This window comes from Thalassotalea litorea, assembly GCF_043642205.1.
GTDB classification, from domain to species: Bacteria; Pseudomonadota; Gammaproteobacteria; order Enterobacterales; family Alteromonadaceae; genus Thalassotalea_A; species Thalassotalea_A litorea.
This window is the reverse complement of record NZ_JBHZSG010000014.1, coordinates 15784-36360: the sequence shown is the minus strand read 5'-3', so window position 1 is coordinate 36360 and position 20577 is coordinate 15784. Positions and strand designations below refer to the sequence as shown.

Annotated in this window: 14 protein-coding genes; 12 read left to right on the top strand and 2 right to left on the bottom strand. The window is 43.1% G+C overall.

The window, feature by feature from the left end; genetic code table 11:
• Window positions 1-202: 202 nt before the first annotated feature.
• The gene (locus ACHUFQ_RS08805; protein ID WP_394174815.1) at window positions 203-2566 is read right to left on the bottom strand and encodes a beta-galactosidase; all 2364 of its coding nucleotides are present in this window, start codon (window positions 2564-2566) and stop codon (window positions 203-205) included.
• Window positions 2567-3036: 470 nt separating this feature from the next.
• On the opposite strand from ACHUFQ_RS08805, the gene ACHUFQ_RS08800 reads away from it, so the two are divergent.
• The 9 genes from ACHUFQ_RS08800 (at window position 3037) to ACHUFQ_RS08760 (ending at window position 16625) form a co-directional block, all read left to right on the top strand.
• Window positions 3037-6684 carry a TonB-dependent receptor gene (locus tag ACHUFQ_RS08800; RefSeq protein WP_394174813.1) on the top strand — a complete coding sequence of 1216 codons (3648 nt, stop codon included), beginning with the start codon at window positions 3037-3039 and terminating at the stop codon, window positions 6682-6684.
• A gap of 60 nt (window positions 6685-6744) precedes the next feature.
• On the top strand, window positions 6745-8805 hold the full coding sequence (locus ACHUFQ_RS08795) for a carbohydrate binding domain-containing protein (protein ID WP_394174811.1): 2061 nt from the start codon (window positions 6745-6747) through the stop codon (window positions 8803-8805).
• Window positions 8806-8944: 139 nt separating this feature from the next.
• The gene (locus ACHUFQ_RS08790) at window positions 8945-10489 is read left to right on the top strand and encodes a tryptophan halogenase family protein (RefSeq protein ID WP_394174809.1); all 1545 of its coding nucleotides are present in this window, start codon (window positions 8945-8947) and stop codon (window positions 10487-10489) included.
• A 45-nt stretch (window positions 10490-10534) separates the two neighbouring features.
• Window positions 10535-11242: a putative glycoside hydrolase gene (locus tag ACHUFQ_RS08785; protein ID WP_394174807.1), complete on the top strand. Its 708-nt coding sequence runs from the start codon at window positions 10535-10537 to the stop codon at window positions 11240-11242.
• Window positions 11243-11373: 131 nt separating this feature from the next.
• Window positions 11374-12939 carry a sugar porter family MFS transporter gene (locus ACHUFQ_RS08780; protein ID WP_394174805.1) on the top strand — a complete coding sequence of 522 codons (1566 nt, stop codon included), beginning with the start codon at window positions 11374-11376 and terminating at the stop codon, window positions 12937-12939.
• Window positions 12940-12972: 33 nt separating this feature from the next.
• Window positions 12973-14046, top strand: coding sequence for a glycoside hydrolase family 117 protein (locus tag ACHUFQ_RS08775; RefSeq protein ID WP_394174803.1), 1074 nt, complete (start codon window positions 12973-12975; stop codon window positions 14044-14046).
• A gap of 519 nt (window positions 14047-14565) precedes the next feature.
• Window positions 14566-15408: a ParA family protein gene (locus tag ACHUFQ_RS08770; RefSeq protein ID WP_394174801.1), complete on the top strand. Its 843-nt coding sequence runs from the start codon at window positions 14566-14568 to the stop codon at window positions 15406-15408.
• Window positions 15409-15410: 2 nt separating this feature from the next.
• Complete coding sequence (locus ACHUFQ_RS08765) at window positions 15411-15902, top strand: hypothetical protein (RefSeq protein WP_394174799.1); 492 nt, start codon at window positions 15411-15413, stop codon at window positions 15900-15902.
• A 6-nt stretch (window positions 15903-15908) separates the two neighbouring features.
• Window positions 15909-16625, top strand: a complete 717-nt coding sequence (locus ACHUFQ_RS08760) for a hypothetical protein (RefSeq protein ID WP_394174797.1) — start codon at window positions 15909-15911, stop codon at window positions 16623-16625.
• 192 nt (window positions 16626-16817) lie between these two features.
• Here ACHUFQ_RS08760 and ACHUFQ_RS08755 read toward each other — a convergent pair whose 3' ends face one another.
• Window positions 16818-17597 (bottom strand): IclR family transcriptional regulator, encoded by a 780-nt coding sequence (locus ACHUFQ_RS08755; RefSeq protein WP_394174795.1) that lies wholly within the window; start codon window positions 17595-17597, stop codon window positions 16818-16820.
• A gap of 214 nt (window positions 17598-17811) precedes the next feature.
• Here ACHUFQ_RS08755 and ACHUFQ_RS08750 point away from each other — a divergent pair, with 214 nt between their 5' ends.
• From ACHUFQ_RS08750 to ACHUFQ_RS08740, 3 genes are all read left to right on the top strand, one after another.
• Window positions 17812-18588 (top strand): phytanoyl-CoA dioxygenase family protein, encoded by a 777-nt coding sequence (locus ACHUFQ_RS08750; protein ID WP_394174793.1) that lies wholly within the window; start codon window positions 17812-17814, stop codon window positions 18586-18588.
• A gap of 506 nt (window positions 18589-19094) precedes the next feature.
• A complete protein-coding gene (locus ACHUFQ_RS08745; protein WP_394174791.1) occupies window positions 19095-20249 on the top strand; it encodes a cytochrome P450 in 1155 nt (384 codons plus the stop codon).
• A 19-nt stretch (window positions 20250-20268) separates the two neighbouring features.
• On the top strand, window positions 20269-20577 hold the full coding sequence (locus ACHUFQ_RS08740; RefSeq protein WP_394174789.1) for a 2Fe-2S iron-sulfur cluster-binding protein: 309 nt from the start codon (window positions 20269-20271) through the stop codon (window positions 20575-20577).

Here is a 20577-nt window from a genome sequence, read left to right as displayed (position 1 = left end):
CTCTTGACAATTGTAAAATTATTTATTGTCTACAAAACATATCTACGAAAAACTAATTTATGTTTGTTTTTAGTGTTTTACAAGATGAGCGACATTGAAAAATAGTCAAGTCGCTCAGGTTTTTCTCTTAATCGATGTTTTTTGTTAACACTTCAATAATGCTATCACAAGGCCGCGTTATTAAGGCGCTGAGTCATTGCTACTATTGCGTTGCACGATTAAAACGACGCTCATAAATATAACTATTCACTTTAGTAGCGGCATCGACGATCGGCTGATACGGTTGATCGGTGACGCTGATAAAACCGACGTTATAATTTTCTCCATCGTAGGCTCGGCCGGTGATTGGCGAGTCCATATACTGGAACCAATGAGCCCCCACAAAATAAGGGTTATCAATGACGGAGTTCATATAATCTTTATACATTTTGGCACGATCCTGCTGATCGGCTGCATGGATCAAGCCCGGGTGATACAGACCAGAATCTGAGGCACCGATATGCCATTCCCCAATAATCGCTGGCATGTCAATTTCTTCCATGAACTTCCATTTGCTTTCTACGAGTCCTTCTTTATATGAGTTAAAGCTGATAACATCGACAAATTTAGCAGAGGATTTTACCACTTCTTTTGGCATTCCCCAGTCAGGAAAGCGTGCGCCCATATACATATGATTAGGCATATGTTGGTCCATGGCTTTTTTCACCGTCGCGAAGTATTTATCAGCGTATGTTGATAACAACAGGCCGAAATCTTCTACCTGACCCGGTTGGTTAACATCACCTTCAAAGCCCTGGTTTAAAGAGTCCCAGCTGGCGATATCCGTATCCCAGGCTTTATTTAGAGCATCAATATCTGCGTATTTATCTTTTAAAACTTTCATAAATGCCGCTTTGGTTGGAACCTCATCACCGTTACGGTTCATGGTATGAAGCACGATACCGTAATGTGAAGCCAGGCTGTCAGGGCGACCGAAACTCTTTTCATTATCGATAAATACTCCGACACACCAAGGGTTGTTTTGCACTTCATTGGCAACCTGCTTAAGCGTTGCCATAGCACGCTCTTCAAATTTAGGATCGAACACATCAGGTAACGGTGCCCAGAAGTCATTGCCGCTGGAAACCGTTTTAAAATCACCAATAATCCAGCCATTAGCAAAATAAGGAACCTTGTTGTTATCGTAATACATAGGGTCAGTCCAGTTACCAAACGACGTGAACCCCCAAGTCAACATCCGACGTATGGTTACTTCGCGCCACACCGCCAGGTAGTCGTTATCGATATCGGCATATTTACGCTCTAAATTTGCTGAATAGAAACTGTAGGTTTCACCGTGCTGTAAAGGCCCGGAATGCGCACTACGACGATAACCAAAATGTTTGCCTAATGGTTCATCATAAGACGGTAACCAGTTAAATAAGTCTTTTCTCAATTCTGATGCGACATAACGGGTGGCAATGGCCTGATCGCTGACGCGATTTAATTTTTGAGAATCTTCCGGGGTGAAATCGCCGGCTTTGCGCTGATTGATTAAGCCCTGATCAAAGTCATATCCAGTCATCGTTGATGTATTAGAAAGACGGATAATATCCAGGCCAGTGGCAAAGTATGGATAACCTTCAGGGTCTACCATCATCCATTTACCATTAATTTTTTCGGTACGGAAATATCCAGTAGCTTGCTGGCGAGGACCACTTTTCCATCCCCCGAATTTTGACCGTTGCTCACCATAGCTTTCTTTCAGACCTGAGAACTCTTTATCACGAGCCGCGATTAATTCTTGCTGATTATGAATCTTACCGGTGAATTCCAGTTTCGCATTTTGCCCATATTTATCGACAATACCGGTCAAAAACTCAGGATCCATGTCCGGGTTTTGACGCAGTCGAATATTGCTGATGGTAATGACTTTATCGTAAAGCGCACTTTGTACACTGAATGAAATTTTGCGAATGTCAGACACATCGAGGTTCTTTTTACCCCATAAGGAAACAAACTGAGTTTCGTCACTTTCCCAGGTTGGCGGGTTTGAGCGAAGACCTGAGGTGAAATTCAGCTCTACCTTTTCATCACCATCTGGCGTTGCCAAATCGTGACCGGCTAACTTGGCATAATAGGTAGATGCCGCTCCTACCGGGATGCTGACACTGCGCGTATAGGTGTCGTTATTACCATCGGTAATGTCCAGATAAACCTGTACCGAATGTTGTCCTGGGTTACCAATATCAAACGCAATATTAAAATCCTGATAGGCCTGCCAGTTCCAGCCTGGCTCGGAAACAAACGTTACTGAGCTATAAGCATTCTGTTGAGCGGCAAAATTAACGGTTAACGTGTCGCTGCTGGCATCATAAATTGTATCCGCTTTGAAGGTTTTAATATTTTTACTTCGTTGCTGAGCATCAGTTAGGTCAAATAAGCTTGCGAGATTAACGGGTTCGTTCTTTGCTTCATTTTTGCCGTAGTTAGCGTTAGTATCAGAAGCAGACTCTGGCGTGCTGCATCCCCATAATGTGGCGCAAGAGAATATACTGGCCAAGATGAGTTTTTTCGTTGTTAGCATCATTATTCCTCTACTTGAATGGGGCGAGTATACCCAAGGAATTGTAAAAAGAAAATTGTTAACAATAATTTTATTTTTTATAACCCCTGCTGTGATGTTGACGAGCCTACTGTTGTTGCCCGTTACCCGTTTTTTGGACCTTCCATAATTCGACCATGTTTGAAAATACAAATCACTTTTAACATATTGTAAATATTGAATATATTTATTTTTTTCTGTGGTTGAATCGGTTCTCTTCTAGCGGTTTTTTGTACGTATCGATTGAATAATAACCAACACTGCCTTAACTAAATTGTTAACAAAATCACGATGTGTTGATTGAAGATTGTTAACAAAATTGTTGACAATCTACGATTTCAAGGTCTAAAGTGGGCAATAATTAGCAAACGATCTAACAACAAACCTGTGTTAGGTATCCCGCTGATTGATTTAAAAAACAAAAATACTGAAAATCTTAATGGGGAAATGAGATGGGAGATACAGGTAAAAAGTTTCAGCGTAGTGCTGTCTATGCTGCAGTCCTATCGGTTCTGAGTGCCAATGTTTACGCTCAGGAAGAAACCGATACGCAGCAAGCTAAAGCTGAACAAGAAATTGAAGTCATTGAAGTGACTGGCTTAAAAAGCAGTCTGAAAAAATCTATCAATGATAAGCGTTTTGCCGATGGGGTTGTTGATTCAATCAATGCCGAAGATATCGGCAAAAACACCGACCAAAACATCGCTGACGCACTTGGACGAGTAACCGGTGTATCGGTGGTGTCCGGTGCCAATGGCGAAGGTTCGCAAATAACCGTTCGTGGTGCATCCGCCAACCAGAACAATATTACCCTCAATGGTCAGCAATTAACGTCTACTGATTTCAACCAAGCGGTTGATTTAAGTTCCTTTTCATCCGATATTTTGTCCAAACTCGAAGTTGTTAAAACCTCGAGTGCCGATCAGGATGAAGGTTCACTTGGCGCGAATGTTAACCTGGTATCGGTGCGTCCATTAGATGTCGCCAAAGATATCCGCAGTTTCACTCTTCAAGGGCGTTACAATGATTTTGCCGAAGAAGAAGATTATAAAATTCAATTCGCTTTGTCTGAAAAATTCTTAGATGAGACCTTTGGTATTGCACTTTCTGTTTATGACGAAACCAATACCTTTCGTAAAGATCAATATCGTGTTGAAAACTTTGTTGCTTCCAAAGATATCGAAGTTGCCAGCGATCAGGATGGCAATGTTATTGCCGGTCCGGTAAGAGCGATTCAGCACCAAAGTACTCGTTATGAATTGCATCAAAATAGCAATGACCGTCAGGGTATTAACTTAGGTTTACAGTGGATACCGACGGATAGCACTGAAATCATGTTTGATGCGACTTATACCAAAGCTGAGCAAAAACGCTATAACGATGCGGTGGTAAGTCGTTTCCCTGGCAATAACAATTTTGTCGAAGGTGAACAACCGCTAGGTACCTTGCGCCCAGCGGCGCCTTTTACCGATCCTCAGGCGGATTGGTACACCATAAATACTGACACATCGACACTGACAAAGTTCGTTAACCGCTTTGGCGCTGGTGATATTCAAAACAGCACCGGTGGCGACGAATCGGATAACTTCAGTGCAGCACTAAATATTAAACAGGAAATTACTGATGAATTCCGTATGTCGGGGTTAATTGGTTATTCTTTAAGTAAATCGGATTCTTTACCAAGTGCGTTTGCTGCATTGCAAAACTTTCCGAATGTTCCTGCCGTAAAACTTTACGATGCTGGTGAAATGATTGAGCCAGTAGGTTATGACTGTACCTCAGGCCGTTGTGAAATGGTATTTGGTGATAGTTTTGTAGACTTGGGCGACCAAATTGTTAACGAAGTCGATCCGGATACCGGGATTTTTGTTCCAGGTTACGAAGATAATACTGTTTATACCGGTTTTAATCCGGCCGATGTTGATGTTCAGCATCTTGCATTTTTACGTGAAACCGATCGTAGCGTCGAAGATGAGCTAGCCAATATTCAGTTGGATTTTGAATATGACTTAGATGTTGTCGGCCTTACCTCGGTAGAGTTTGGTGCCAAAGTTACCCAACGTACCAAAGACGTCGATAATCAAAGCTACCAATTTGATACTGTCACTGCCTCTGAAGTTATTGAAGATGAGTATGGTAACCCGGTTGTCGTACCTGGTGGTTCAATGCTCGATATCCGTGCGCCTTTAATCGCACGAGATGGCGGTCTTCCTTATGATGACTTTATGGATAGCCTGGGTTATGGCCGCAATGGCGCTACCCAAGGCTGGATCCCGGTAGATGCGGCTTATGCGGCATCCATTATGTTGGACTCTGAAGATACTGTTCGTACCCCGAACAACACCGAATCCCGGATCACCGATATTGACACAACAGCATTTTATTTGAAGACAAACTTCGAATATTTTGATGGTCGATTAACCGGTAACGTGGGTATTCGTTACGTTGAAACAGATGTTGATGCTGAGGGTTATGCCGGTGCAAATTTTTGGCAGTTTACCGAAACCCTTGAACGTGAATTTGATCTAGTACAATTGCGCGATTTACGCGACACCAGTTTACCAGCCTGTCGAGCGCCGGTATTTTCAGACCCAGCTGTAACGCTAGGTTATGAGAAAAAATATCAGCGTGTTGATGGTCGAGGGTATGATACTAGCAGTGGTACCGATCCATCACAGTGGACACCAATCCCAGATCAAGGGCCTTGTCATGATCCCGATTATGCGGCCTGGGCAGCGTTCCAGCAAGATCCAAGCCTTGCAGATCCAGGGATCGCGCTTAACTGGTTAAATATGTGGCGTTATGCCGATGTATCTACGACTCGTAACCACGGTTGGGGTTCTGCAATCACGTATGATGGCACTACGCCATTAAGTACCTTAAATGCGAACCAGTTTCCGTTTACATCTACGCAGAATAAAGAGTTGCAATCGTTTGCGGCAACCGGTTCTCATTCTTATGAAAACTGGCTACCAAGCTTGAACTTAAACTATGCGTTCAGTGATGAGTGGATTGGTCGACTGGCTGTTTCAAAAACCATGACTCGTCCTGAAATTGACAAGTTACGTCCGGGATTTCAGCTAAACGAAAACGGCTATTGGGGTTCTGGTAATCCTCAGTCAGGTAGTCGCCTTGATATGTATAACACTAAGCTTGAACCACTTGAGTCTAATAACTTAGATCTTTCTTTGGAATGGTATTTCAATGAATCGTCAATGCTAAGTGCCGCTATCTTCCACAAAGACATGAAAAATTTCACCGATACCGAAAGTGCGGTGACTTACTTAATGGACTTACGTGAGGTAGATGGCCCGGTTTCTCAGGAAGATTTACCGCTTCTTGCAACTGGGGATGAGAGCAGTGATTACGGGTTGCAGGGCTGTATGCCGCTTCGCGCAACCGCCGATTACGGCTGGTGGCCTTCCGATCCAAATCGTTTCAGTGATGACCTACGTGATTTGTGTGCGCAATATAGCGTGAGCAAAATCATCAATGGTAAAGGCGCTCGAATCACAGGTTTGGAACTTGGCTACATTCAGACTTACGATTTCTTACCGGGAATCTGGAGTGGTTTAGGTGTCTCTGCGAACTATACCTATCAGGATAGTGAGTATGATGCCGACAAATCTAGCATTGATCCGACCAAGGATTTACCGGCTTATCCGGTAGCAGACACGCCGGAGCATACCTATAACGCAACGCTTTTCTGGGAGCAGGATGGCCATCAATTCCGTATCAGTTATCGTGGCACCAGTGATTCACTGGTAGGCACCGATTATGATACCGGTTTGCAGGGCAGAACCTGGAACCAGGGTTCTATTTGGAATGAAGGTCGCGGAACCTTAGATATTTCTGCGAGCTATCAGTTTAACGAAAACGTGATGTTTACTTTCCAGGCTATCAACCTGACGGATGAAGAATACCGCACCTATTTTACCAGTCGCGAAATCGCGGTTGAGCGTGAATGGGATGGTTCAGGTTATAACTTTGTCGCTTTGGAAGAAGGCAATCCGCTTGAAGGCGATGCGCCAACATCTCGCACCTATCGTAACTATAAGGTCGGTACGACTTATCGTTTAGGTGTTCGCGTTAACTTTTAATCCTTTAAAACGGGGCTGAGGATTCAGTCCCGTCTTTAAAAATAATAATGGTGTTTGATTATGAAGACATTCCAAAAATCTAAAATGATGTTGGCTCTGGCGTTCACGACCATGCTTGGAGCCTGTGATGATGACTATGTAAAACCGGATGATGGTGTAAATGCTGCACCGGAACATGGTGGCGATATTGTTCGCACATATAACGAAGCCGATGCGTTTGAATTTCTTTACCTGCTTGGTACACCGGATGGCGCGAAAAATGGTGAAGGCATCGCCTTCGATCCGGATGGCGATATTCTTTTTATTGATGGTTTTAGCTCTGATGCTGAAGATATGACCGGATTTGAATTTGAAGGCAATAAATTAGGTGTTCGTCCATCGGCAATCGCGCCAAACCTAGATACCGGTGGTACCTTAACGGTTAATTTTACTTACAATATCAGTGATGGCGCAGCCGCCGTACCGCGTACGATTTCAGTTACGGTTATTGGTGAAGATTTCGCCCCGGTATTCGAAGATTTAACGGTAAGTTTTACCAAATTTGATGCGCAAGGCGTTGTCGATTTACTTGAAGGCGTGGTTGATGCTGATGGTGAAGCGCTGTCGATTTCCGGTTTTACGGCCGATTCGGCGAACACGTTCGATATTCATAGTCTTGATGGCTCAGTATTGACCTTAGATATTGCCAGTATCAGTGAGCAAATTGCATTAGGTGAAACGGTTTCTTTGATGTTTAATTATAATGTTGAAGATCATAACCACAGCTTACCTCGCAAGGCGACGATTAACATTCGTGGTGTCCGTCCAGAGCCATTGCCACCAGAAGTGGTAATGACTTATGAAGGCAACCTGACAAACAATGATGACATGGTTTTTGTCGATCTTGCTGATGAAAAATACACGGTCGAATGGAACGGCGATCCGATCCTTGTCGATGTAGATAGCATCACACCAGTTGATGGCGGTCCAGCACTTATGTTTAATAAGTCTTCTGGTTCCGTACTCGTCATTGACCCGGTTGATTTTTCTAAGTATGTCGCAGCAAACGGCGATATGGCAAGTTGGGAATACAGCTTTAACCTGACGGATGGGGAAGAAGGTGAAACTGCCGGGCATGTAGTTGAGAGCAGCTTTGTAATCAACTTTACCCGTCAAGAGCCAACAAGTCTGTTAACCAATGGTGGTTTTGAGTCCGGAGATTTAACCGGCTGGACAGTTGCGGATTCAAGTTTAGTTGACGTTGTCGCTAGCGATGAAGCATACGAGGGAGCGTATCACTTAGAAGCGTCCGGTGAAACAACCATCAAGCAAAGCTTTGATGTGCAAACAGGTGGTGCTTATTACGTACGCCAGACCGATCGCATCGGTAACTGGGGCCGCTATAGTGCTTGGATTAACGGTGGCGAAGTACCGGTTTATCAAACCTGGGGATTCCATCCTCCATTTGTTGGTGGCGCTGAAGTTCCTTGGAAAGAGCATAACACCAATGTTACGTCATTCGTGCTGGCAAGCGATGATACCACCAGCTCACGTGAACTGACGTTAGGTACGTCTTTGATTAGCCTTGATGATGTTTTTGCTGGTCGATTCTCTTCGGATCCGGTCAACAATGCGGTTTATCAATCAGGTAGCAACAACGTTAATTTTGAAGACGGTACATTAGGCGATTGGACCGGCGGTAATATTGCGATTGAATCGGTAACGCCAATTAACGGCTTACACAGTCTACGTGCTACCGGCTGGGCTGCAGCGAACCTTGCGTTGCCTAAAGGCACCATTGAAAATGGTAAAAAGTATCTGTTGCGCCTCATCGTGGTTGCCAAAAAACATGACGGGAATGGATTTAGTCCTATCACGCTGAACCTGTTTGACACCAATGAAGGTGAAGCAACGTCGGTCTTTGGTGATGATCTGCAATCACAAATCCAACCACGTTCTCGCAATATGGTGAATCATCCATTAGATGAAGTGTTTGTGATTGAACAATTCATTAATGTTGACGCCTACAACAGCATCACAGACTGGAGTGAACGCGGTGTAACCATTCAGTTCAAACCAAGTCTTTGGAGCGGCAATGGTGACTTTATTGTTGATGACGTGCAGTTAATCGAAGTTGAATAACCAAGCGTTAAGCCGACTTGCACTCTCCCCTTTGTTTTGGCAAGGTTGTGCAAGCTGGCATTAAATTGAAAAGCCCTATGCTGCACGCTTAGGGCTTTTTTTATCAATTTAGATAACAAATAAACCAATAGTGATGTAAATGAATAATACACCCATTCAGTCCATTCTCATCGTTGGCGGTGGTAGCGCCGGTTGGTTGACCGCTGGTATATTAGCTGCGACCCATCAACAGCGCATTCGCCAAAAGCAATTAACCATCACCCTGGTGGAATCCGCTGACATCGCAACAATTGGCGTCGGTGAAGGTACCTGGCCGACTATGCCGGATACGATGCAAAAGCTTGGCATTGACGAGCGGGATCTTTTTCGCCATGTTCCAATGTCCTTTAAACAAGGTTCGCAATTTATTAACTGGCATAGCGAACATACCGAGTCCTCTTATTTACACCCTTTTGATGTGCCGCCTGGCGCTGTCGAAGGCGATTTGTCGCGGCTTTGGTTACAGCAAAAGACAGCTCAGCCATTTAGCCAATATATAAGCATTCAACATGCTACCTGTGCGCTCGGTTTAGCACCTAAAACGACGCGCCAGGGCAGTTATGATGCGTATTTAAATTATGGCTATCACCTCGATGCCAGGGCATTTGCCAAATATCTCAAACATCATTGTATGGGCAAACTCGGGGTGGAGCATCGGATCGCCAACATTAAAAAAGTCAATGTAGGCGCAGAGAAAAACATCACGTCGTTAGATACCGACACTGATGAACAACTTCATGCAGATTTGTTTATTGATTGCTCCGGCATAAAAGCGTTGTTATTGGGGCAGGCTCTGTCGGTCAAAAATATTGATGTCAGTGATACTTTGTTTTGTGACCGGGCACTAACGGCGCAAATCCCAGAACAACAATCACCAATCGCCTCAGTTACCCGTGCCAGCGCGCAAACAAGTGGATGGATTTGGGACATACCGGTACCGCAACGACGGGGAATCGGTCATGTTTATTCATCAAGACATATGGAATCGGCAGACGCATTAGGTGTGCTGGAACAATATATACGTTCGTCTTTCAGCTCGATGTCTAGCTCGTCATATGAGATACGCGAGATAGCCTTTAATCCCGGTTACAAAGAGCAGTTTTGGCTAGGCAACTGTCTGGCAATCGGATTGTCTGCCGGCTTTATTGAACCGTTGGAAGCATCGGCTTTGGTGATGATCGAACTCTCGGCAAATATGCTGGCCGAACAATTGCCCGTTGTTCAGTCGGAAATGCCAATTATTGCCAAGCGTTTCAATCAGACCTTTCATTATCGCTGGCAACGCGTGATTGAATTTTTGAAACTGCATTATGTGTTAAGTGAACGACAATCGCGTTTTTGGCTGGATCATCGCGACCCACAAACAATACCAGAACGTCTTAAAGAGCTTTTACAGTTGTGGCGTCATCGGGTGCCATCGTTATTGGATTTTGACCGCAATGGTGAGATTTTTCAGGCAGCCAGCTATCAATATGTGCTGTATGGTAGCGGTTATCCAACACAGTTACTGCAATCTCTCCCTCAGGACAGAGTCCAGCAATTGCTCGCGCAAATCGAGACGACTAAACACAACCAATTACAATTACAATCGGGTTTGCCACGCAATCGTCAATGGCATGACGTTTTCATGGCTCACCTGGCGTAAGACCACCACCTATTGTTAAAACATCAATAATAGAAGAGCAAACGTATGATTATTAAAAAAATGACAATGCGCAACGTTGACCGCTTGGTTCGTATTCTTATTGGTACGACTATTTTTTTGCTAAGTACCTCGGTTACTAAGGCGCAGCAACAACAGCAACAGCAACCGCAAAACCTGAACCAGACCACAGATTACTTTATTGCTGGACAGTCTAACACGCCATGGCAGTTTAGCCTGCAATTTGGCCAGGTTGCCCTGGAAAATCAGTCTGGTAAAACGGCCAAAGGGAGTTTAAAAGCGCAGAAGGCGACTCGTAATGTTGAAGGAGATGCCGTGCGGCTAACCTGGAAACCTAAAGGGGTTAAAAATGAGTGGGGCACGGAAGATAAAAACGTGATGACCGCCAACATCATTAATACGCAAAGGTTTGCAAATTTACTGCCTTATCAAGACAGAGGGGTTCTTTTGATCGACATTAAAGTCAATAATGCCCCGAATAAAAATGTTGATTTTACCATGGAATGTAACTGGGACTGGCAATGTCGTAGTAGTTTTCCATTGAAAAATGCCCTTAAACGCTTGCCTAAAGGGGAGTGGGCCATGTTACCAATTCCGTTAAGTTGTTTTAAACGCGCTGACTTTGATTTAAGTAAAGTAACCTCGCCATTTATGCTTTATACCGGGGGTAAAATGGATCTTGAAATCAATAACGTCAGGGTAGTGCAAACCGAAAATCCTTTGAGTTGTGGCTAGAACTGTAATAAATGCAATAATTGAATATATTTAATTGTTAACAATGTGGCGTGGTTAAGGTAACATCAGAGCTAATTAGAAGAAGTACCGTAATTTAAAAACAATAAACACGGTTTTATTTGGGGAAGAATATGAAATCAGTAAGCCATAGTGTCTACTTTTGTGCCATGGTGGTGGCGTTTGGGGCATTTATTCTGGGATTGGACGCCGCATTAATTTCTGGAACGATTAAGTTTGTAGCGAAGGAATTTTCACTCTCGGATATGGAAGTAGGGGCCATGGTGAGTGCGCCTGGTCTGGCGGTGTTGTTTGCGCTGATGATCACCGGTTATATTTGTGATCAAATTGGCCGCAAAAAAACCTTAATCGGCATCTCTTTTATTTATATATTCTCGGCAATAGCGTCTACATTTGCACCAAACTATGAAACCCTAGTAGTCGCCCGCTTTGTCGGAGGTTTTGCGTTTACCTCATTATCGGTCGCTGCCATGTACATTGGCGAAATCGCCCCATCGAAAATCCGCGGGAAATTGGTATCGATTGTACAGGTCAGCATCGTTGTTGGTTTCTCGGCTGCATATTTTATTAACTACGGGATTTTAATGTTATCCCAGTCGGATTTAACCTGGGTGTCTAGCTTAGCCATTGATACACAAACCTGGCGCTGGATGCTGGGCGTCGAAATTATTCCGGCAATCATTTGGTTCGTATTATTATTTAAGATCCCAAAGAGCCCTCGCTGGTTAATTATGAAAGGCCAGGAAGCGGAAGCGAAAGAAATCATTGCCAGTTTTGATCATGATTTATCACCGGAAGAAGAAGTGGCACAGGTTAAACACAGTCTGGAAATCGACCCTGCCAGTAAATCCTTTATTGCCTCGTTTAAGGCACTATTTTCAACCAAACTCAGAAAAGCCGTTATCGTTGCTCTGACCATTGCGATTGTCCAACAAGCCACAGGCATCAATGCCATTTTATTCTATGCGCCCACAGTATTTGAACAAATTGGCGTGGGTACCGATGCCGCATTTTTAAATGCCGTAGTCGTTGGTGTGGTCGGCGTTGCCTTTACCATCGTCGCGATATTATTAATCGATAAAGTGGGTCGCAGACCGTTGCTGATGTCTGGGTTAATCTTGGCCAGTATCAGTTTATTTGTCTGCCATATCGGCTTTAAACAAGCGACTTATCAGCTGACATCAGAACAAATCATAGAAGTAAAAAATGAGCATGGTATTGAAGGAATATCCCATATGGCGGATATCACCTTTGAAACAGATATAGAATTTAAAGCGGCGCTTCGCAAAACTATGTCAGAATCAGAGCTTCGAGCGGCAGAAAGCATTCTGTTGCAAAGTGCGACCAACATTAATGTTGCTGTCGTGATGACAGGTATTATGTTGTTCATTATTGCTTTCCACTACTCACTGGGGCCAATTCTCTGGGTGCTTTTCTCTGAAATTTTCCCGACCGGCGTGCGTGGTGTTGCGATACCAGTCTTTGCCTTTATCAGTTCTATGGTCAGCTATTTCGTACAACAGTTTTTCCCATGGCTATTGAATAATGTTGGTGCCGCCGATGTATTTATGTTTTATGCCGTCAGTGGTGTTGTTGGCTTTATCTGCTTATACAAACTGTTGCCAGAGACAAAACACAAAACCATTGAAGAAATTGAAGCACAATTGGTGGCAAATTAATGGGAAAAGTCATTATTGCTAGAGAGATGATTTATGTCTGAAAACAAATTAAGCCTCGCCAGTCAACGTGCCATTGAGCGCGGTTACGATCAAAAAGGACCTGAGTGGCTTACCGAATTTGATATTAGTCCGTTAAAGGGCGATTTCGCATTTGAAGAAGGGGTGATCCGTCGCGATCCTACTTCAGTGATTTTGGTCGACGGCCTGTACCATTGCTGGTATACCAAAGGCAGTGGTGAAACCGTAGGTTTTGGTAGTGCAAACCCGGACGATAAAGTCTTCCCATGGGATTTAACCGAAGTCTGGCATGCGACATCAACGGATACTGAAACCTGGGAAGAGCAGGGCGTAGCCATTAGTCGCGGACCTGCAGGAAGTTATGACGACCGTGCAGTGTTTACGCCGGAAATTTTGGATCATGACGGTAAATATTATCTGGTTTATCAAACGGTTCAATATCCTTATACCAATCGTCAGTATGAAGAAATTGCGCTAGCTGAAGCCGACTCGCCGTTTGGTCCCTGGAAAAAATCACCGGGCCCTATTTTATCACCATCAAAAGACGGTTCCTGGAAAGGTGATGAAGATAATCGTTTTCACGTCTATGAGAAGGGGAGCTTTGATAGTCATAAGGTTCATGATCCGTGCATTTTGTTCTTTAACGATAAGTTTTATCTGTATTACAAAGGCGAAACCATGGGCGAAACCATGAATTTTGGTGGCAGGGAAATCAAACATGGTGTCGCCATCGCCGATGATATTCATGGCCCTTATGTAAAATCAGAATACAACCCGATTTCCAATAGTGGCCATGAAGTGGTGGTCTGGAATTACCAAGGTGGTATTGCCACCATGTTAACTACCGACGGCCCTGAGAAAAACACCATTCAGTTTGCCAAAGACGGCATTAATTTTGAGATCAAAGCCCATATCAAAGGTGGCCCAGAGGCAATGGGATTATTTCGCCCGGAACAAGAGTTACCAGAACCTGGCCTGGATTGGGGCTTATGCCACAAATACGACCCAAGCTGGAACTGGAATTACATCTGCAAATTCAAACCACGTAAACAGATTCTCGATGCCGGGACGTTTCAAAATACGGCCTAGTGCACATCAAGGGGTCAGAGTTGTTGAAAATCAACGACTCTGACCCCTTGATTAGTCTTCGACTTTTTCATTTTCTTATAAATATACGCCGTCATCCCACTATGTTTTTGAGTGGGATCTCCTTTAGTGTACTGTGACTTTATTTTTTGGTTTCTCGAGTGAATTAAGGAAGGCAAGGGCTTTATAGCTACAATGCTTGGTCTTCATAGTGATATCTGAAGGAATTAGGCATATGAGCACATTATCATTTTTAAGGTATTGATGTTTATCTGTTTTCTGGTAATTTATGGGCCGGAGTAGAAGGTGCTACCCGAGTGGTCTTCACTATAAATTGTTAAATGTCTCCGTGTTTTTTAGATGTAAGCTACCAATGCAACAGCTCTAAAACCCAGAGTAAAAATTTCAACCAGTTTGATGCAATTGATTCAATAATATGTAGTCAATATATTATTGTTTTTTAATGCTTTATGAGACGTTCGACTGCAAAATAGAGTTTAGTTTTAAAGGAATGAAAAATATATGAAAGTAGTAAGTTTTGTAAATATGAAAGGTGGCGTTGCAAAAACAACGTTGTCGATCAATGTTGCAGACTGCATGTCTAGAAGACACGAGCTCAAAGTTTTAATCATAGATTTAGACCCTCAATTTAATGCAACTCAGGCATTAGTTCATGGTACTGATTACGTTAAGCACATAGAAACTGGTGGGCATACAATTGTTGATGTTTTTGACGATACACCTCGAGTGCAGGCCAGCTCGGTTAACGGTGAATCTCCGATCGAACCAGTTGAGTTAGAACAGGTTCTTCCTATGAAACTTAACAGTAACATGTATTTATTGCCCGGAGCACTTGACCTATATCGATTAGATATGTCCGCAGGTCAAGGAAGAGAACATCGTCTTAAAAGGTATATAAACACAATTAAAGATTCTGAACTGTTTGACATTGTCATTATCGATACTCCACCTACTCCATCTACATGGATGTCTGCAGCTTTGATAGCATCGGATTACTATCTCGTTCCAGTTAAACCCGAACCCTTATCTGTTACAGGCATTGATCTTTTGAGAAATGTAATAAATCGAGTTAAGGAAAATTATTCCCTTGCATTAGAATGCCTTGGGGTCGTTCTAACAATCGCAGATGAAAGAGAAACTGTTTATAAAAATGCGGTACACTACCTTGACTCGGCTGACTTTTGGAAAGGTAAGCGTTTTAATAAATCGTTATTGAAGCGAACAGAAGTCGCTCGGCTACAAGGGAGTCAAAAATTAGTTTTGGATACCAATGATCCAAAATCAAAGATGGCCATAGCCGATATAACTAGAGAAGCATTGCAACATTTAGGGCTGGAGGAATAGTTGTGAAGAATGAAAAAGAACTAAGGTCGCTGTTACGTTTCTTGGAGGAATTCTCTTGGTTAATGGATAGCTACTCGAAAGTAGACTTTAAAAATGTCGCGTATTTAATAAAAAGTGCTTCAGATGATAAGTCTGATGCTAAGGATGCCGTTGGAAATTACGAGTCCGAAAACCCTAATAAACATTTTCTAATTGGAGCTCTACCTGCGCTATTTCTTGATACCGAGCTTTTCAAACGAAATCAGGATATTGCTGACTTTTCAAAAAGTGTGCTAGGTATTGAATTAAAAAGATTTGGGCGTAGCTCAAGAGCTGATGTGATAGGTAGAGTTATTTGCTCGACTGTGGAATTAGATGATGAAGGACTTGATGTATTAGTTAGGGCTTTATCTGTTTTAGCCGGAAATAAAGAAAGGACAAAGCAAATTTTACGAACTAAAGACGGAAGTGATTTCAATTGGAATTTCGTAATCAACGAGCTTTCTGCAAGGTAAATTTATATGCCCCCAAAATCAATTAAGGAAGACTTTGAGTGCTTGAAAGAGTTCGTGGTTGGTTATGAGTTACCAAAACATGACAATTTAGAATACTTCAATAATTTAAAAAGAACTCACAAGATATATTTTTCAATTTTAGAGCTTCACGCGGTTTGCAAGGGACTTGCGCCTTTAAAAGATAATTTGGATTCAACTTTCGGAAAATACCTGGGAGAGTCCATTTCCGAACTGGGAAGTTCTTTATTTGTTTCTCTTCATGGATGCTACAAAGGAAGTGATCAAATTTTAAGAAGCGCTATAGAAAATTTTTTAAAAGCGATTGGAAGTACTGTTCACCCTAATATTATAACTATTAAAAATACTTACGAAGTCATTGATAAGGCTGAAGATGCAGAAGTATTTAATACTGAAGAAATTAAGGAAAAGTACAGTAAGCTTAAATGCCTGTATTCTAACCTTTGTGCTTCGGTCCATACGGCAACGGAGTCAAATATGCAGAACATAGGCGCTCTTGGCTATTTCCCTTATTTTGAGAAAAAAGCGTCTGATGAATTTATGAAAAACTATATTGATGTTGCTACTTCAATTTTAAATATTCTATCCTGGCAATTTAGGGCTGATTACCCGAGGATTCACTACAAAAGTCGGGATATTATTGATGAATCTTTGTCTCGAGATATTAAAACTAAGATATTGTCACCACAACTATCAGAAGTCTAGTGGTATATTAAGTTGTACATTGGAGCCGCCAAGGACTTTAATGAACGAGCAGCCGCTCAGGTAGGCCCGAATTTTAACCCAAAGAGCCAGATCCCGGCATACGCCGGGATGACAAATATTAGGCTCTCGACAACGTCTCCCTCGACGAAGTCCTCTACGACGCAGTCCTCTCCTAAAAACGACGTTCCATAACTAGCCTTTACTCAACTGTGCCGCAATCTTACCTGCCGTTTGTTTTACCTGTGCTTCAACGCTGTCTTTATCCAGGTTTTTGATTAACGTGGTACTCAGGCTCGGAATAGTTAATGCCGCAATGACTTTATCCGCAACCGCGCCAACTATCGCTGAGTACTCGTAAACGCCATCGGCAAGCTCGCTACTGGCACTGTAAATGCCGGTTTCAGCGATAGCTTGCCAACGCTTGTTCAAAGAGTGTTTCTGTTTGTCGCTATAGGTTTCATAGCTTGCCTCGCGCGCAAGAATCATCGACTTTACTTCCTCATTACTGTGAGCAAGCAAGACGTTTCCGGGTACGGAATTTAGGGTAGAGAATAACGAACCTTCGCGAACATTTAACGACACCGGCGAGGGACTATTTGCGTGTATAAGAACCATGGTCTGGCTTTGGTATAGGATTGATAAATAACAGGAAACTCCGAGCTGTACGGCTAAATCTTCCATATGTGGCAGGGCAACCTGACGAATTAGCGCAATTGGCTCAATACCATGGGAGAGGTTGTACAACTTTAGTGATATTCGATAACCGCCACTGACTTCATCCCGGATCAGATAACCACGCCCCTCGAGGTTCACTAAAATTCGATAGATTTCATTGGCACTGCGACCTAAGCCCTGAGCGATTTCAGCCTGGGTCAATGGACGTGTCTGGGAAGCTAAAAACTCCAACACATCAAGGGCTTTATCCAGAGCGGGAACCGCGTAGCGCACCGGTTTCACCAATAATTCCTTCATCGCTGTTCAAACCTATAAGATGTTTTTTTGGACGATTAACTAGCGAGTTTATCATTCATATATAAATATTTCATTTAAATTTGAATGTTGCTTTTTCCTCAATTAAGGTGATTGCACAGTCATTAATAGCGCTTGGACGTTGCGGTAATAAAAACGCATTTCAGTGCTATTACCAATGCTAATACCGATAAATTGAAAGAATGAGGGAGTGAAGATGACAAATAATAATGGCAGCAGCCGCATCTTAAGTGATCAGCAAGTACAGGACTTTCATCGCGACGGATACGTGATCGCAAAGGGATTTTACAGTCCGCAGGAAATTGCCCGCCTTCAGGAAAAGGCGTTTAATGATGCAAATTTATATACCAACGCCTGGGATAAAAAGGATGCCTCCGGCACTGTCAGTAAAGTCAGCCTTTGGCAGGATTTGGGCGATGACCTTTACAGCATGTTTTCTCGCGGTCGCCGCCTTGCTGATTCCTGTGAAAAAATTCTCGGCGAGCCGGTATTCCATACCACCACGAAAATCATGATGAAAGAGCCGTTCGTAGGCGGCGCCTGGGAATGGCATCAGGATTATGGTTATTGGGCCAACGATAATTATCATCTGTACCCGAAGCTTGTCAGCTGCATGATCGCAATTAACAAAGCAACGGTTGAAAATGGCTGCCTGGAAGTGCTTAAAGGTTCGCACCATATTGGCCGCATTAATCATAACGCAACCGGCGATCAAAAAGGCGCGGATATGGTTTTTGTTGAAGAGGCATTGAAGCACCATGAGTTGGTCAAAGTTGAACTTGAACCCGGTGATACCTTGTTCTTTCACTGTAACCTATTGCACAAATCCAATCAGAATAAATCCAGCGAACCACGCTGGGCGATGATCCCGGCCTATTGTGCCGACTGTGCTAAACCTTTCAAAGAAAACTCGTTGATCTATCGACCACTTGATAAAGTGGAAGACGATGCCATTCTTGCCTGGCAGGAATAGCGAAAACGCAATAAGGCGCGCATGGCTCGCACTGACAGCTAGCTCAAATAAGTACTCAAAGCTAACTGCTGGTGCGGCCAGGCCAACTATCCCTTGATGACAAATTAATATTACTTTTGCCAGTTAATTACGTATTTTTGCTCAAAGTGAAGCAATATTATGTTGTTTATAGGCATGATACCAAGTCCAGCAAGTGTTTTCCCACTCAGTGAGATTTTAAAGGCTTTTAGGTAAGGTTTTGATCGCAGAGATTGGTAGCTCTATTGTCAAAGTTGGTCAAAATCAGTAACACGGTATAAATGCCTTTAAAACTCACCCATAGGGAGTTTATCAGAGGCCCATTTACGGCCCTATATTTCATTAATATAGAATGACTATATCAATGAAATCTAAGTTGTAACTGAACCTCTGCCCTAACTCTGAGTTGTGCAAAAACTCAATGGAATTGGTATAGAAAACGATAACCCGTTATCAAAGAGTAAAGAATTAATATTAAGGGGATAGCAATGAGTAAGAGCGTGTTACCCGATGCGTTTCAAGAGGCCCGAAACGGTAAAGGTTTCGGCACCGTAGATGATCAAAACGATCCCGTGACTATGGTTCTGGGATTAAAAGATGTCCGCAAATGTGCCCACAACTGGAAAACCTTTCAAAGTGGTGGCGAGGAAGTCGGGCGTATCGTTGTTCCCTCAGAAGTTGCTATTCGTGATACTCGACAAATTCCATTTGAAGTCGATCCCCCTGAACATGCAAATTACCGAGCTATTGTAGAGCCTTGGTTTAAGCGTCCACTAGAGGCCGACTATCAGGCAAGCTTAAAAGCCATCATTGATGAGCTAATTGACGAAGTGTTGGCAAAAGACAGTGTTGAAGTGGTTGCCGATTTTTCCCTGAAACTTCAATCCCGGGCATTAACCTTACTGCTTAACATTCCTTATGAGGAAGCCCAGGTTTGGATTAACTGGGGTACTCATGTATTTCGCAGCGACGATACCGCCCTGGACGCTGACAAGGCCAATATCCTTTATGACTATATCGATCAACAGATTGATAAAGCGATAGCCAATCCTGGTGAAGATTTATATTCGGTATTGCTTAACAGTGAAGTGAATGGTCGAAAACTCAGCAAAGAAGAAGTTAAGGGGGTAATGATCCTGACCTTTGCTGGTGGCCGCGATACGGTTATCAATGCGGTTACTAATTCCATCGCCTATTTTGCCGAAAACCCAGAGTCTCTTAACCGTTTACAAAATGAGCCAGAGATCACCGGTAAAGCGGTTGAAGAATTAATTCGTTACTTTTCACCGCTTACTCACATGGGGCGGGTAGTGACCGAAGATACTCAGGTATGTGAGCACGCCGTTAAAGCAAATTCGAGAATTTCCTTGTGTTGGGCATCGGCAAACCGAGACGAGCGGGTATTTGAAAATGCCAATGAAGTAGTACTTGATCGCAAAATTAATCCGCATGTAGGATTTGGTTTTGCCACCCACAATTGTCTTGGCGCTACCCATGCACGACAAATCATGAATATTCTTCTCACGTCTTTATCGGCTAAAGTTAAAAATATCGATATTCTCGATCATCAGGACAATATCGAAGATTGGCAGGAATTTCAGCGCAAGGTTGGCTTTGAACAGCTAACCGTTTCGTTCCGTTAATATAAGAGAGACAAATAAAATGGCAAAAATAACCTTTATTACCTCTGACAATGAAAAGATTGAAGTTGAAGGTGAGTCTGGCTCAGTAATGGAGCTGGCGGTAGAAAATGGTGTCGAAGGTATCGACGGTGATTGTGGTGGCGTCTGCTCTTGTGCAACCTGTCATGTGCATGTTGCCAGCGAAGATATGGCTAAAGTCGGTCCTGCTGGAGAAATTGAGCAGGATATGCTGGAGCTGGATGATAACGTTAATGAGCGCAGTCGTTTGTGTTGTCAGATTGAAATCAGTGATGATATCGATGGCATCACACTGAATGTTGCGCATTAA